The sequence below is a fragment of the Antrihabitans stalactiti genome, from assembly GCF_012932915.1.
GTDB lineage: Bacteria > Actinomycetota > Actinomycetes > Mycobacteriales > Mycobacteriaceae > Antrihabitans > Antrihabitans stalactiti.
The window spans coordinates 65852-80105 of record NZ_VCQU01000001.1 but is presented as its reverse complement, the minus strand read 5'-3'; the positions used below and the strand labels follow the sequence as shown (position 1 = coordinate 80105).

The window sequence follows — 14254 nt, the reverse complement described above, 5'->3', positions numbered from 1 at the left end:
TGCAAAGTGCGTCGCAAAAGGATTCACTGCGCAAACTTCGTCGAGCTGGTCACCGACCACCTCGAGGGAGCGCTGTCGTCGCGCGACCGAAATGCATTCGAGGAGCACCTTCGCGTGTGCCCACCCTGCGCGAATTATCTGGACCAAATGCGGCGGACGGTCGCGACGCTGGCGACGTTGTTCAGGCGCGCGCAATGACCGCCGACAATGATTACGCAGTCGTGACGTTTCCCGTCGATGGGGCCGCAAGTGAGTAGCGTTATCTGCGGGGCGAGACGAGCGGAGTTGCGGATGGATATGGCTGCGGGCCAACCCGAGCAGCAATTGATCGACCGTTTGCGCGCCGGCGACGAGTCAGCATTCGCCGAATTGGTCGAGGTGCATACTCCGATGATGTTGCGTGTCGCGCGTGGTTATGTGGCCAGTCACGAAGTGGCCGAAGACGTCGTCCAAGAAACGTGGATTGCGCTCGTGAAAGGAATTGATCGCTTCGAAGGGCGGTCGACATTGCGGACCTGGTTGTTCAAGGTCCTCGTCAACATCGCCAAGAGTCGTGGCATTCGCGATCAGCGTGACCAGGCACCGTATCCCGGTGGGGCGACGGTTGATCCGTCCCGATTCCGTCCTGGCACGGATCCTGAGTGGCCTGGTCATTGGGAGACCCCGCCGACACCGTGGCCGGAGACTCCCGAGGGTTCTGTCCTGGGTTCGGAAGTGCTGGAATTGACCCGTCGCGAGCTGGATCGGTTGCCCGAAAAGCAACGCGTGGTCGTGGCTTTGCGGGATGTTCTCGGCCTCGATTCGGACGAAGTCTGTGCGCTGTTGTCGCTGACTGCAGCGAATCAGCGCGTACTTCTACATCGCGGTCGGGCGCGTATCCGAGAGTCGCTCGCGGAATATCTCGAGGTGCGCGTGTGACTGCACGGGATATGGATTGCGTCGATGTCGTCGAATTGGTGACCGCGTATCTCGAGGATGCGCTCGACCCACAGACGAAGGAGGACTTCGAAGCGCACCTGACGGTGTGTGAAGGGTGCGCGAATTACCTGGAACAAGTTCGACGGACCACCGGCTCGCTCGCAGAACTGCGGTCGGAAACGCTCGACCCGGTATTTCGCGCGCGATTGCTCAGCGCTTTCAACGATTGGCAAGGTCGATGACGGTGACGGCTCCGTCACCACCATTTGTCGCATAGGCGACCTGCGTCCCGGGATCGATCGCGAGATCCAAGATGCCCTTGCCGATGGCAATCGTTTGGGTGATCTCTCGCTTTTCGAGATCGATGATCATGACAGTCTTGTCTTCATCGTTGGCGACGAGCAATGTGTTCGACTTTGCATCCAGCGCAGTGGATTTGGGTTCGTTGCCGACCCGGATGAGCCCTGTCAGCGTGCGCGTCTTCGTGTCTATGACCGCGACGGCGCCTTGAAAGGTCGCTGCGTAGACCGCGTGGTTGTGCGAGTCGATCGTGATAGATTGCGGCTGCTCGTTGGAGCCGAGAACAACGGTCGCCGTTGCAGTGCGAGCAGCCACGTCGACCGCCACCACTGCGTTGTCGCCACCGTTGGCGAGGTAGATCGTGTGGGTGTCGGCATCGACAGTCAGGTGTTGGAACTGTGTTTTGTCCCCGAGGGCGATGGTGTCGGTGACCTTCGCCGTCTCGGGATCGATCACGATGATCGACCCGCCGCTGACGACGTACACCGTGTGGGTCGCCGCATCGACGGCGACGTCGACGGGATAGCCGTCGACCGGGATCGTCGCCGTGACCTTCTTCGACGCGATGTCGACGACCGAGACCGTGGAGCCACCCTGGTTGGCGGTGTACAAGGTGTGCCGTTCAGGGTCGATCGCGATCTCGACCGGCGTCTGACCGACCGAGATGGTGTCGGTGACCTTGTGCGATTCGGGGTCGATGACGTAGATGAGGTCACCGAGTACGCCTGTTGCGTATGCGATGTGGGTATCCGGGTCCACGGCGACGGCGTAGACGGAATCCTTGATGTCGATCGTCGCGGTTACCGTCGGCCCGGCCTTCGGTTTCGCTTTGTCATCCGCCGGCTTGTCGGTGCCACAGCCTGCGGACAACGCCGCGGCGAGCACCGTAGCGGCCACGATCACCAACGCCTTGGGCTGCATGGCGCGCCTCTCGTCGAACAGCAGTGATAGATCAACATTATCCAGTCTGTTGGGCTTGTAGTGGGATTTGATTTGCGCTCTGATTAAGGTTGTCCATGGTCGACGAGGTAGGGCCGATATGCGTTCTAACGCGTTTGCAGCCGTCGTACTGATGGCCTCGACTCTCGCGCTCAACGGCTGCGCAGAGGACAAAGCCACGTCGAACTCTCAGGTGGAGCTTCCGTTCGGACTCATCGGTGAGTCGCGCGGTATTGCCGTCGACGGCGACGGGGTGGTTTACGTCGCGGCCGCCGATCGCCCCGAGAACAGTTCCTCTTGGACGCACGTCACGACTTTGGCGAAAGATGCCGCCAAGCCGAGCGAGTTGGTTGCGGTGCCTGCTTCGTTCACGGACGTGGTGCGTGGTGGTGACGGCACGTTCTACGGTCTCGTCTATCCGAAGGTCGCGTCGCTGGAGAAGGGGGCATTGGCTCCGACGGACGTGCCGATCGAGTTCGCGGAGGACGATAGCTTTCTGGTCGACCTCGCTGTCAATGAAGACGGAGATGTCTACATCGCGTCGTCGAAGCGGATTCTCCTGGTGCGGAAGGGTTCTGCGAAGCCCGAGCCGCTGCCGTTCCCCGCGATCAAAGGTCGCGTCGCAATTGCGCTCGGCCCTGAGGGTGACCTGTATGTACTGAGCCAGGAATACAAAGATGCCAAGTCGGGCGACAAGACACCGCAACTATGGCGGTTGGCGAAGGGCGCCTCCGAACCGACCAAGTTGGACGCGCCTGACTTCGCCGGTTTCGAATCGTTCGCGGTAGGTGGCAATGGCGACCTCTACGTCACGGGTTCCGAGACCACCGATGGCGGTGATCCGGAGGTGCTCGTCTTCATCCCGGGGGAGAAGTCGCTCACGAAGATTCCGTTCGATGGGACGGTGAACGGCCGGCACGACATCGCGGTCGGTCCGGACGGTGACATCTACGTCACCGACGACAACCGAGTCTTCGAAGTGCCGAGGAATTGAGTCGATCATGCGAGTGAAGACGGGAGCCGTGCTGGTCGCGGGCGTGCTGTTCACGATGACGGGATGCAGCGATGACGACAAAGGATCGGCGGGCGGTTACAAGCAAACGGAACTTCCGCTGACCGCTTACAGCACGGTCTCGGGTATTGCGGTCGACGGTGACGGCGACCTGTACGTCGCTGATATCGGCTCAGGCGCATATCTTCGCCGCGGTACCTACAGCGGGTCGTATGACAAGAAGGGCCGCATCCTGGCGCTGAAGGAGGGTGCCGATACCCAGACCGAACTGTTCGCTGACCTGGGCACGATCTCCGCGATGACGCTCGCCCCGAACGGCGACATCATTGCCGGCGAATTGAGCAAACCGGCGGTGCTTCGGCTGAAGGATGGAGCGTCGACGCCGGAGGTCCTGCCGTTCGACCTCTCGACCTTCGACAACGCCGACCACCTGGCCGTCAACGCCAACGGTGACGTGTTCGCGTTCTACGACGATGGCATCAAGGTGGTCCGGGCCGGCGCATCGAAACCCGAGTCGGTCGACAACCCGAGTGTGTTCGACGACTACCTCGTCGGGCAGGCGCCGAACGGCGACATCTACGTCCTCTACCGGTCCTTCGACGAACTGACCATCACGAAGCTCGAAGGTGATAAAACGTCGCGGACGAAACTATCCGGCCTGTCCGACCCTGTCGCAATGACGTTCCGCGACAACGGGGAAATGTATGTCGTCGACCTCGGACACAGCGACCGAGGCGGACTGCGAGTGGCAAAGTTCGACAAAGATGCGACCTCGCCGAGCGAGCTCATACCGTTCACCGGAACGCTCAACGGCGTCCACGACATCGCCGTCTCCTCGTCAGGCGACATCTACGTGACCGACGACAATCGAGTCTTCGAACTGTCGGCCCGCTGAAACGCTCGTGAGTCTTTTTGGAGTCCAGGGACTCCAAAAAGACTCACGAGGGGTGGTTGGTCAGGCTCCCTTGCGGGTGCGGGAGGCGGCCTTCTTGGCAGGTGCCTTGGCGGCCGGTTTCTTCGATGACGAGTCGCTCGACGACTTCTTGCCAGCCGCGGCGGCGTCGACGCTGCGTTGCAGAGCGGCGACGAGATCCACGACCTCGGCGTCCTCTTCTTGCTCCTCCGCCTCGGCGGCGGGGATCACGGCCTTGCCGCCGGCTTCGACGGCGTCTTCGAGCATCTTCTTGAGCTCGATCTGGTAGTCGTCGGTGTATTCGGACGGGTCGAAGTCGCCCGACATGCTTTCGACGAGCGTCTCGGCCATCTTGAGTTCCGCGGGCTTCGGCTCGGCGACCCCGTCGAGCGAAGAGAATTCGGCTGCCCTGACCTCGTCCGGCCATAGCAACGTCTGCAGGACCAGCACGCCGTCGCGCACGCGCAACGCCGCGAGACGCGTCTTTTGGCGCAAGGTGAAGTGGACGAGTGCTGTCTGGTCGATGGATTCGAGCGTCTTCGCCAGCAGCACATAGGCCTTCGGCGTCGCCGAATCTGGTTCGAGGTAATAACTCTTGTCGAGCAGGATCGGATCGAGTTGCTCGTTGGGAACGAACTGCAGCACCGGAATCTCGTGCTTCTCGGCGGCGGGGAGCTTCGAGAAGTCGGTGTCGGTCAAGATCACCCTGTCACCGTCGGGCGACTCCCACGCCTTGTCGATGTCGGCGAACTGCACCGATTTACCGCAGACCTGGCATACGCGGTCGTATTTGATCCGACCGCCGTCCTTGGCATGCACCTGATGGAACTTGATGTCGTGGTCCTCGGTGGCGGTGTAAACCTTGACCGGGACATTGACCAGCCCGAAGGCGATGGAGCCCTTCCAGATCGACCTCATTCCCCCATGATGGTGGAATTGCTTCGAAAGTGCGAGCGAACTCCCGGCACGGATGCGGATTTGGCGGTCACGATTTGCAATTCGCGGGGGAGACGAGCGAACTGCGTCAGCATGGCGCGCATCGTGCCCCGCAGGTCGGACCGGTCCGACAGGTATGCCCGCTGCAGCGGCGTCGGCAGGTCGAAGAAGGCCTCGAAGAACGGCGAAACCTGGTCCGGCGCAAGGTTCAGCAACGTTCGTAAGCCAGCGCGTCGCAGGATGTCGACCGACACTGCCTGCGCCGGCCACAGGGCGCGGTTCGGCCGGTCCAGCGAATGTGCAAGAACGTCAGCAAGACTCAACGACGTCGCGACGCTGTAACCGGTGCCAGGATGCATCGTCGCACCGCGGGCGCCAAATGCGACCGGCTGTCTCGACAACGGTCGGCGCCGCCGCCCGTCGACCGGAAATCGAACGCGTTCGATCCGCTCATTCCCGCTCAGATCGACGCCACGAGAACGCAACCGCGCATCCAAGCGGGATTGCAGGACGCGTTGGCTCAGGCCCGGCCGCCCGACCAGGCAGGTCTCTTCGACAAGAAATTCGTTGCGCGACAGCGGGACCGCGTAGAGAAACGACGGCGAATCGTGCCGTGTCGTCCCATTGTCGGTGCGCCAGTCCATGAACCACGCGTCGGCACCATCCAGCACGGACCGTGCGGCCTCGGCCCCGACGACGTAACCGAAGGCGGTCTGCTCGGCCGTGCGGGGTCCCCGAACGGCGCCGCGCGCATCGATGACGGTCTGGGCGTGCAACATCGTCCCGTCGGCTAACACGACCCGGTCACGCATGGCCTCGACCACGGTTCCCTCGATCACCGCACCTGGATCTATCGTCAGGGCTGCCTGCAGCGCTGCGGTATCCAGCACCGCATACGGCCGACCGATGAGTTGTCGTTTCGTCGTCCACGCCTCTGGGCGGTCGACGACAGCACCGATCACCGAATCCGGCAGCCAGCCAGGTAGCTCGTCGCGCCAGGCCGCATACGTCGGCGTCCATGTGCGGCGAGGGTGTGGATCGACGGCGCGCACGTCGATACTGTGCACCGACAGTCGGTGTGTCAGCGCTCGCCCCGCTGGTCCGAGGCCGAGCACGAGAACCTCTGCGGTCAAAGCCCGCCGGTCGAAAGCAACCCGCCGTCGACGCGGACCGTTTCGCCCGTGATCCACGACGATTCGTCGGACACGAGGAAGCCGACGAGCTTCGCGACGTCCTCGGGTGAGCCGAACCGCTTCAGTGGATAGGCCGAGGCCGATTCGTCGGCAGCGACGAGCGCTGCGGCGAACTTCGTCTTCACGACACCAGGCGCGACCGCATTGACCCGGATGTTCGGTCCCAGCTGCCAAGCGAGTTCCTCGGTCAGCCGGATCAGCGCAGCCTTGGAGGCGCCGTAGGCCGCGATGACGCCGGTCGAGCGCAAGCCTGCAACGCTGGCCACGTTCACGACGGCGCCGCCGTGGTCCTTCATCCATGCCTTGTATGCCAGCTGGATGTAGGCGAGAGCAGCGACAACGTTGACGTCGAAGATCTTCTTCACAGCGTCGAGGTCGGCATCCATGAGGAACCCGTAGACCGGGTTGATTCCGGTGTTGTTGATCAGAATGTCGAGCGAGCCGAACTCGCTGACCGCCGCTGCCACAGCTTCGGCGCGCGACTCTTGATCGCCGGAGTTTCCGGCAAGCGCGACGACCTTGCCGTCATGGCCCAGGGCGCGCAGGTCCACAGCGGCCTCTTCCAACGGCTCCGGCTTTCGTGCGGTGATCAGCACGTTGGCGCCGCGACCGAGCAATTCCGCCGCGATCGCCTTGCCGATGCCCCTGCTTGCGCCTGTGACCAGCGCACTTCTGCCCTGCAAATCCTTGACGTCGCTCATGGCTTCAGACGTTAGCGGAGTCACCGTGAGGGTGGTCCGGGGAGTGCGGCCGAGCGGGTAAAATGGGTGGTTCTTGTGCCTTCTACCAGCCCATTTCGTGCACCGACCGCAAGGAGACCAGTGTGATCACCGCCACCGACCTCGAGGTCCGTGCCGGCGTGCGCACCCTCCTGACCGCACCCGGCCCTGCGCTTCGCGTGCAAGGCGGCGACCGTATCGGTCTCGTCGGCCGAAACGGTGCCGGAAAGACGACGACGCTGCGGATCCTCGCAGGCGAGAGCGATCCTTATGCCGGCTCGATCATCCGGTCCGGCGATGTCGGCTACCTGCCGCAGGACCCGCGCGAAGGCGATCTCGACGTGCTCGCCAAGGATCGCGTGCTGTCGGCCCGCGGACTCGACACGCTGATCAAACAGCTCGAGAAGCAGCAGTTGCTGATGGCAGAGGTCGTCGACGAGGCCGAGCGCGACCGTGCCGTCACGAAGTACGGCCAGTTGGAGGAGCGATTCAGCTCGCTCGGCGGCTATGTCGCCGAAAGTGAAGCAGCTCGGATCTGCAACAGTCTCGGCCTGCCCGATCGGGTGCTCGCGCAGTCGCTTCGCACACTGTCTGGCGGTCAGCGTCGACGAATCGAACTGGCGCGCATCCTTTTTGCCGCATCGGACGGCAGCGGTGGCCGTTCCGAAACGACGCTGCTGCTCGACGAGCCCACCAACCACCTCGACGCCGACTCGATCACGTGGCTGCGCGGATTCCTGCAGAGCCACGACGGCGGGCTGATCGTGATCAGTCACGACGTCGAACTGCTCGCCGACGTCGTCAACCGCGTGTGGTTCCTCGACGCGGTCCGCGGTGAGGCCGATGTCTACAACATGGGCTGGCAGAAGTACCTGGACGCGCGGTCCACCGACGAGCAGCGTCGTCGTCGCGAACGCGCGAATGCCGAGAAGAAGGCCGGGGCGCTCAAGATGCAGGCCGCCAAGCTCGGCGCCAAGGCGACGAAGGCCGTCGCGGCGCAGAACATGGTGAAGCGCGCCGAGAAGATGATGGCCGAGTTGGACGCCGTCCGAGTATCCGACAAGGTGGCGCACATCCGTTTCCCGGAGCCTGCATCGTGCGGAAAAACTCCGTTGATGGCCGAGAACCTCACCAAGATGTACGGCTCGCTCGAAATCTTTACCGGCGTGGACCTGGCGATCGACCGCGGCAGCCGCGTCGTCGTTCTCGGGCTCAACGGTGCCGGTAAGACGACGTTGCTCCGCATCCTCGCTGGCGTCGAAACTCCGGAGGCCGGCAGCATCGTTCCTGGTCACGGCCTGAAGATCGGCTACTTCGCCCAGGAGCACGACACCCTCGACGACCACGCCTCGGTGTGGGACAACATTCGCCATGCCGCACCGGACGCGGGGGAGCAGGACCTGCGGTCGCTGCTCGGCGCGTTCATGTTCACCGGCCCGCAGCTCGAGCAGCCGGCCGGAACGCTGTCCGGTGGTGAGAAGACTCGTCTCGCATTGGCCGGGCTCGTGTCGTCTGCCGCCAACGTGCTGTTGCTCGACGAACCGACCAACAACCTCGACCCGATTTCGCGCGAGCAGGTTCTCGACGCGTTGCGGAGTTACAAGGGTGCGGTCGTGCTCGTCACGCACGACCCGGGCGCTGCCGACGCACTGTCACCGGAACGCGTGATTTTGTTGCCGGACGGCACCGAAGATCACTGGTCTGCCGACTATTTGGAACTCATCCAGCTCGCGTAGTTGATCAGCAACGGGCGAGTGTCTAGCCTTGAATCTACGCTGGTTGGCTGACTGGAGGACGCCATGGGCGATAGTGCTGGTCTCCCCAAAGGCGCCCGCGTAACGGGCAAACCACGAGACAAGTTGCAGGCTCAACTCAAGAAGCAATACGAAGCAGGCGCGAGCATTCGCTCCCTTGCCGAAGCGACCGGACGGTCGTACGGGTTCATTCACAATGTTCTCGTCGAATCGAACACGCAACTCCGCAGTCGCGGTGGAGCGAACCGGCGCAAAGCAAGTTAGCGACGGCCTGCGGTCCGCTCGCTCCACCACTCGGGCGCGTCGACGAAGTGGTTGTCGAAGCGGTCCTGGGATGCAGCGAGGTCGGCCAAAGTCGCCTCGCCGGATTGAATGCGGCCGAGCAGCCTGAAGTAATCGAAGCGCTCGACTCCTGGGGTGAGCGTGATGAGTAGTCGCGCGCTGCTGTCCGGCGAGGCGCCGAACGCGTGCGGCATCAGCTTCGGCACCACAACGGACCCGCCGGCGCCGACGGTGACTATGCGGTCGCCCGCCATGATCTGGACCTCACCTTCGATCACGTAGAACAGTTCCGACGACAGCGTGTGGAAGTGCGGTGCCGCTCCGTCGGCGCCGACGCTCATCCGCACTTCGAGTGCGCTGAGCGCGCCGCCTGCGCTGGACGAATCGATGAGCAGGTGGGTGGAGATGACGTCGTTGCCAATGGCTTCGACGTCCTGCGGGTAGACGAGCGCTGCTTCTTGGGTCAGGTTCCTGGTCATGACGGCTCCATATGATTCGCTGGAATATAATTCGCTACCGAACTATAAATCAGCGAATAGAATCTGTCCATGGACAAGCCGGATCCGGTCGACACGATCGTCGAGCAATGGCAACGCGAACGCCCCGACCTACGGACTGAGGCAATGGGGATATTCGGCCGGTTCGGCCGACTGGTGCTGGCAGTCGAGGAGGCAATCAACTCCACGTTCGTGCGGCACGGACTGCAGCGCGGCGAGTTCGATGTGCTTGCGGCGCTGCGACGTTCAGGTTCGCCCTTCGAGCTGAACCCTTCGGTCCTCGCCGATACGCTGATGCTGTCGCGCGCGGGAATGACCGGCCGCCTCGACCGCCTCGAATCGGCGGGATTGGTCCGGCGGATCGCCGATGCCGACGACCGTCGAAGCGTTCGTGTTGCCCTGACCGAACGGGGCCGCGAACTCATCGACGTCGTCGTCACCGAGCACATCGACAACGAGGAACGCCTACTCGGCGTCCTGCCCGCCGCCGATCGCAAGCACCTCGACCGCATCGTTCGGCGAATGCTGGGCAGCTTCGACGCCGGTTAGACCTACTTGCGCCGGACCGACTCCTCGACCAGATCCAGGACGCCGGACAGGTTGTCGCTCGCATGACCGGACGCAATGCGTGCGATCAAGCCGTCGAGCACCAGGTCCAGGTAGCCGAGCAACACGTCGGTGGGGACGTCGTCGCGCAGCCTGCCCTCGGCCTTGCGGCGTTCGAGGCGGGCCAGTGTTGCGGCGGTCAATTCCTCGGACCGCTGTTCCCAGCCGTCGCGAAATTCAGGATCGGTGCGCAGCCGTCTGGCAATCTCCAAACGCGTACCGAGCCAATCGAATTCCTCCGGCCGCGCCAGCATGTCGCGCATGACCTGCACGAGACCCTGATTCGCGGCGACCTCCGCCATCCGCCCGGCGTCCTCGTGTGCGAGCGCGAGAAACAGGGCATCCTTGTCGCGGAAGTGATGGAAGATCGCGCCGCGTGACAGCCCCGTCGTTTCTTCGAGGAGTCGAACGGTCGCACCTTCGTACCCGTACTCGGCGAAGCACCGACGGGCGCCGTCGAGTATCTGGCTCCGCCGCGCTGCGAGGTGGTCCTCACTCACTTTCGGCACGAGTAGGCCCTCCCTTCGGGCGAAACCTGTGCGCGATTCTTACCCCCGGAGGGGTAAGAATCGCGCACAGGAGCGAAGCGGCTAGGCGTTGACCATGTTCCGAAGGACGTACTGCAGGATGCCGCCGTTGCGGTAGTAATCCGCCTCGCCGGGGGTGTCGATGCGGACGACCGCGTCGAACTCGATCTTGTCGCCGTCCTCCTTGGTCGCAGTCACGTGGACCGTCTTCGGCGTCTTGCCGTCGTTCAGTGCCGTGATGCCCGAGATGTCGAACGTCTCGGTGCCCGTGAGGCCGAGCGACTTGGCCGACTCACCTTCCGGGAACTGCAGCGGGATGACGCCCATGCCGATCAGGTTCGACCGGTGGATGCGCTCGAACGACTCGACGATGACGGCGCGCACACCCAACAGGCTGGTGCCCTTGGCCGCCCAGTCGCGCGAGGACCCGGAGCCGTACTCCTTGCCGCCGAGCACGACGAGCGGGATGCCCGCCTTCTGGTAGTTCTGTGACGCGTCGTAGATGAACGACTGCGGTCCGCCGTCCTGGGTGAAGTCGCGAGTGTAACCACCCGAAACATCGTCGAGGAGCTGGTTCTTCAGGCGGATGTTCGCGAACGTGCCACGAATCATGACCTCGTGGTTACCGCGACGCGAGCCGAGCGAGTTGTAATCCTTGCGCTCGACGCCGTGTGAATCGAGGTACTGCGCGGCAGGCGTACCCGGCTTGATCGGACCGGCCGGGCTGATGTGGTCGGTGGTGACCGAATCGCCGAGCAGCGCAAGCACGCGGGCGCCTTCGATGTCGGTGACCGGCGATGTTTCCATCGTCATGCCGTCGAAGTACGGCGCCTTGCGGACGTAGGTCGAGTTCTCGTCCCACGCGAAGGTATCGCCCTCCGGGGTGTTCAGCCCCTGCCAACGGTGGTCGCCGTCGAAGATGGTGGCGTAGGACGACGCGAACATCTCTTTGTTGATCGACGACGCGATGGTCTCCTCGATCTCCTGCGGGGACGGCCAGATGTCTTTCAGGAACACGTCGTTGCCGTCGGTGTCCTGGCCGAGCGGGTCGGTCTCGAAGTCGAAGTCCATGGTGCCCGCAAGTCCGTATGCGATGACCAGCGGCGGCGATGCCAGGTAGTTCATCTTCACGTCGGGGGAGATACGACCCTCGAAGTTGCGGTTACCCGACAGCACTGCGGTGACGGTGAGGTCGTTGTCGTTGATCGCCTTGGAGATCGGCTCCAGCAGCGGACCGGTGTTACCGATGCAGGTGGTGCAGCCGTATCCGCCGAGGAAGTAGCCCAGCTTCTCGAGGTAGGGCCACAGGCCGGCCTTGTTGTAGTAGTCGTTGACGACCTGCGAGCCGGGAGCCATGTTGGTCTTGACCCACGGCTTCGTCGACAGGCCCTTCTCGACCGCATTACGGGCCAGCAGAGCGGCGCCGAGCATGACCGACGGGTTGGACGTGTTGGTGCAGGACGTGATGCCTGCGACCACGACAGCGCCGTGGTCGAGGATGAAGTCGCCGCCTTCGTCCGTACGGACCTTGATCGGCTTGCTCGGGCGTCCCTCGGCTCCGTTGGCTGCGGAGACGACGTCGATCGCGCCGTCGTCGGCGAACGAAAGGGTTGCCGGATCGCTGGCCGGGAACGATTCTTCGACGGCCTCGTCGAGCTGGGTGTGCGGCGTGTCCGCGCCGGCATGGCCCTCGGCATCGCTGGTGTAGTTGTGAATGTCCTTGCGGAAGGCCACCTTCGACTCGCTCAGCAGGATGCGGTCCTGCGGGCGCTTCGGTCCGGCGATCGAGGGCACCACCGTGGACAGGTCGAGCTCGAGGTACTCGGAGTAGACGGGCTCCTTGTCGGCGTCGTGCCACATGCCCTGTTCCTTGGCATAGGCCTCGACGAGCGCAAGCTGCTGATCGCTGCGGCCGGTCAGGCGCAGGTAGTTGATCGTCTCCTCGTCGATCGGGAAAATGGCTGCGGTGGAACCGAACTCGGGGCTCATGTTGCCCAGCGTCGCGCGGTTCGCCAGCGGAACTTCTGCCACACCCTTGCCGTAGAACTCGACGAACTTGCCGACAACGCCGTGCTTGCGCAGCATGTCGGTGACTGTGAGGACGACGTCGGTCGCGGTGACGCCTGGCTTGATCTCGCCTGACAGCTTGAAGCCGACGACGCGGGGGATGAGCATCGAAACGGGCTGGCCCAGCATGGCCGCCTCGGCCTCGATACCGCCGACGCCCCAACCCAATACGCCGAGTCCGTTGACCATGGTGGTGTGCGAGTCGGTTCCCACACAGGTGTCGGGGTAAGCCTGGCCGTTGCGGACCATGACCGTCGGTGCGAGGTATTCGATGTTGACCTGGTGGACGATGCCCATGCCTGGGGGGACGACCTTGAAGTCGTCGAACGCGCCCTGGCCCCAGCGCAGGAACTGGTAGCGCTCGCCGTTGCGCTCGTACTCGAGGTCGACGTTGCGCTCCAGCGCATCCGCACGACCGAACACGTCGAGGATCACCGAGTGGTCGATGACCATGTCGGCGGGGGAGAGTGGGTTGACCTTGCTCGGGTCGCCGCCGAGGGTGGTGACCGCTTCACGCATGGTCGCGAGGTCGACGATGCAGGGGACGCCGGTGAAGTCCTGCATGATCACGCGGGCGGGGGTGAACTGAATCTCGATGTCTGGCTGCGCCGACGGGTCCCAGTTCGCGATCGCGCGGACGTGGTCGGCGGTGATGTTGGCGCCATCCTCGGTACGGAGGAGGTTCTCGGCAAGGACTTTGAGGGCGTAGGGAAGTTTCTCGGTGCCGGGCACGGCGGCGAGGCGGAAGATCTCGTAGGACTGGTCTCCGACCTCGAGAGTGCCCTTGGCGCCGAACGAATCAATACTTGTCGTCACGTCAGCTCCACTCGAAAGGGTCGCCGTCGACGGGGCTGTCGTCGGCTTGTATGCAGTTGCGATTCTAACAGTACGCTTGTCCTGTGAAGCAGCGGGGTCGAATCGCAATGTAGATTTCGGCCGGTCCTTGCCGTGATCTCGGATGACGATCCGATACTGTGCTCTCGATGTCTCCGCGCCTCGTTTTCGTGCCTGCCCGGGCAGAGCTGCCTCCGCACCTGAACATCGACGCTATTGTCGCCGATGTCGCGGACGACCATGTCTCGGCACCGAGCAAAGACGTCGACGGTTTACGGCAAATCGTCGCAAAAGCGCAGGACAAAGGCGTAGACCTGTCGATCGTCGTAATCGACAAGAACCCTGACGCCGAAGCCCGGCTCCGTGATCTCGCCACCGAGGTTGGCAAGCACGAGCACGGCACGGTGGTCGTACTCAGCCCCGATTGGCTGGGGACCTACAGCGACACGCTCAGCCGTGTCCAGCTCGAGGCCGCCGAGGATCCCGCGAAATACACCGGCGGCGATTCCGTACTCGCCGCGCGCAAGTTCGTCGACGGATTGAACCCGTCTTCTGATCCGTGGACGCCGATCACCTGCGTCCTCGTGGGCGCGACCGTGATCGCCATCACGGGTCTCTACGCGGTAAAGGCGCGCCGCGCGCGGACCGCACAGGCGGCAGCCGAATCGGCTGACTCCACCCCGCGCGTCTGACCTTCTGACGCATATCCGCAGGTAGAACGCATAAATTACTCTCTTGTAATTTGTGACTAAAGTTT

16 protein-coding genes are annotated in these 14254 nt (G+C 63.4%); 9 read left to right on the top strand and 7 right to left on the bottom strand.

All coding sequences use genetic code 11. The features are described 5' to 3' along the window. Nucleotides 1–6: 6 nt before the first annotated feature. The 3 genes from FGL95_RS32695 to FGL95_RS00410 all read left to right on the top strand — a co-directional run bounded on the left by FGL95_RS32695 (nucleotide 7) and on the right by FGL95_RS00410 (nucleotide 1160). Complete coding sequence (locus FGL95_RS32695) at nucleotides 7–198, top strand: zf-HC2 domain-containing protein (protein WP_169584209.1); 192 nt, start codon at nucleotides 7–9, stop codon at nucleotides 196–198. Nucleotides 199–297: 99 nt separating this feature from the next. Further along, nucleotides 298–918 carry an RNA polymerase sigma factor gene (locus FGL95_RS00415; RefSeq protein WP_420838016.1) on the top strand — a complete coding sequence of 207 codons (621 nt, stop codon included), beginning with the start codon at nucleotides 298–300 and terminating at the stop codon, nucleotides 916–918. Then, nucleotides 915–1160, top strand: a complete 246-nt coding sequence (locus FGL95_RS00410) for an anti-sigma factor family protein (RefSeq protein WP_338079660.1) — start codon at nucleotides 915–917, stop codon at nucleotides 1158–1160. Before FGL95_RS00415 ends, FGL95_RS00410 begins: the two co-directional genes overlap by 4 nt. On the opposite strand, the gene FGL95_RS00405 is transcribed toward FGL95_RS00410, so the two are convergent. Beyond that, complete coding sequence (locus FGL95_RS00405) at nucleotides 1138–2139, bottom strand: YncE family protein (RefSeq protein ID WP_169584207.1); 1002 nt, start codon at nucleotides 2137–2139, stop codon at nucleotides 1138–1140. The two genes, FGL95_RS00410 and FGL95_RS00405, sit on opposite strands and share 23 nt — an antisense overlap. A gap of 118 nt (nucleotides 2140–2257) precedes the next feature. On the opposite strand from FGL95_RS00405, the gene FGL95_RS00400 reads away from it, so the two are divergent. After that, entirely contained in the window at nucleotides 2258–3151 is an 894-nt protein-coding gene (locus tag FGL95_RS00400) for an NHL repeat-containing protein (protein ID WP_169584206.1), read from the top strand. 7 nt (nucleotides 3152–3158) lie between these two features. Next, nucleotides 3159–4064, top strand: coding sequence for an NHL repeat-containing protein (locus FGL95_RS00395; protein ID WP_169584205.1), 906 nt, complete (start codon nucleotides 3159–3161; stop codon nucleotides 4062–4064). 60 nt (nucleotides 4065–4124) lie between these two features. Here FGL95_RS00395 and ku read toward each other — a convergent pair whose 3' ends face one another. Genes ku through FGL95_RS00380 form a run of 3 tightly spaced genes read right to left on the bottom strand, consistent with a single transcriptional unit; the run spans nucleotide 4125 to nucleotide 6912 of the window. Beyond that, nucleotides 4125–5000, bottom strand: a complete 876-nt coding sequence (ku, locus tag FGL95_RS00390; RefSeq protein ID WP_169584204.1) for a non-homologous end joining protein Ku — start codon at nucleotides 4998–5000, stop codon at nucleotides 4125–4127. Continuing rightward, the gene (locus FGL95_RS00385) at nucleotides 4997–6208 is read right to left on the bottom strand and encodes a lycopene cyclase family protein (RefSeq protein ID WP_338079659.1); all 1212 of its coding nucleotides are present in this window, start codon (nucleotides 6206–6208) and stop codon (nucleotides 4997–4999) included. Before FGL95_RS00385 ends, ku begins: the two co-directional genes overlap by 4 nt. Then, nucleotides 6148–6912: an SDR family oxidoreductase gene (locus FGL95_RS00380; RefSeq protein ID WP_169584203.1), complete on the bottom strand. Its 765-nt coding sequence runs from the start codon at nucleotides 6910–6912 to the stop codon at nucleotides 6148–6150. Before FGL95_RS00380 ends, FGL95_RS00385 begins: the two co-directional genes overlap by 61 nt. 122 nt (nucleotides 6913–7034) lie before the next feature. On the opposite strand from FGL95_RS00380, the gene FGL95_RS00375 reads away from it, so the two are divergent. Both FGL95_RS00375 and FGL95_RS00370 read left to right on the top strand, forming a co-directional pair. Beyond that, nucleotides 7035–8666: an ATP-binding cassette domain-containing protein gene (locus FGL95_RS00375; RefSeq protein WP_169584202.1), complete on the top strand. Its 1632-nt coding sequence runs from the start codon at nucleotides 7035–7037 to the stop codon at nucleotides 8664–8666. 63 nt (nucleotides 8667–8729) lie between these two features. After that, nucleotides 8730–8948 carry a helix-turn-helix domain-containing protein gene (locus FGL95_RS00370; protein ID WP_169584201.1) on the top strand — a complete coding sequence of 73 codons (219 nt, stop codon included), beginning with the start codon at nucleotides 8730–8732 and terminating at the stop codon, nucleotides 8946–8948. On the opposite strand, the gene FGL95_RS00365 is transcribed toward FGL95_RS00370, so the two are convergent. After that, a complete protein-coding gene (locus FGL95_RS00365; RefSeq protein ID WP_169584200.1) occupies nucleotides 8945–9445 on the bottom strand; it encodes a cupin domain-containing protein in 501 nt (166 codons plus the stop codon). The genes FGL95_RS00370 and FGL95_RS00365 overlap by 4 nt on opposite strands. A gap of 69 nt (nucleotides 9446–9514) precedes the next feature. Between FGL95_RS00365 and FGL95_RS00360 the strand changes: the two genes are divergently transcribed. Continuing rightward, nucleotides 9515–10012: a MarR family winged helix-turn-helix transcriptional regulator gene (locus tag FGL95_RS00360; protein WP_169584199.1), complete on the top strand. Its 498-nt coding sequence runs from the start codon at nucleotides 9515–9517 to the stop codon at nucleotides 10010–10012. Nucleotides 10013–10014: 2 nt separating this feature from the next. Here the strand turns inward: FGL95_RS00360 and FGL95_RS00355 are convergent, their stop codons facing one another. Both FGL95_RS00355 and FGL95_RS00350 read right to left on the bottom strand, forming a co-directional pair. Continuing rightward, nucleotides 10015–10578 carry a TetR family transcriptional regulator gene (locus FGL95_RS00355; RefSeq protein WP_169584198.1) on the bottom strand — a complete coding sequence of 188 codons (564 nt, stop codon included), beginning with the start codon at nucleotides 10576–10578 and terminating at the stop codon, nucleotides 10015–10017. A gap of 81 nt (nucleotides 10579–10659) precedes the next feature. Further along, on the bottom strand, nucleotides 10660–13479 hold the full coding sequence (locus FGL95_RS00350) for an aconitate hydratase AcnA (protein WP_169584197.1): 2820 nt from the start codon (nucleotides 13477–13479) through the stop codon (nucleotides 10660–10662). A gap of 167 nt (nucleotides 13480–13646) precedes the next feature. Between FGL95_RS00350 and FGL95_RS00345 the strand changes: the two genes are divergently transcribed. After that, nucleotides 13647–14189 carry an Rv1476 family membrane protein gene (locus tag FGL95_RS00345; RefSeq protein WP_169584196.1) on the top strand — a complete coding sequence of 181 codons (543 nt, stop codon included), beginning with the start codon at nucleotides 13647–13649 and terminating at the stop codon, nucleotides 14187–14189. Nucleotides 14190–14254 lie beyond the last annotated feature (65 nt).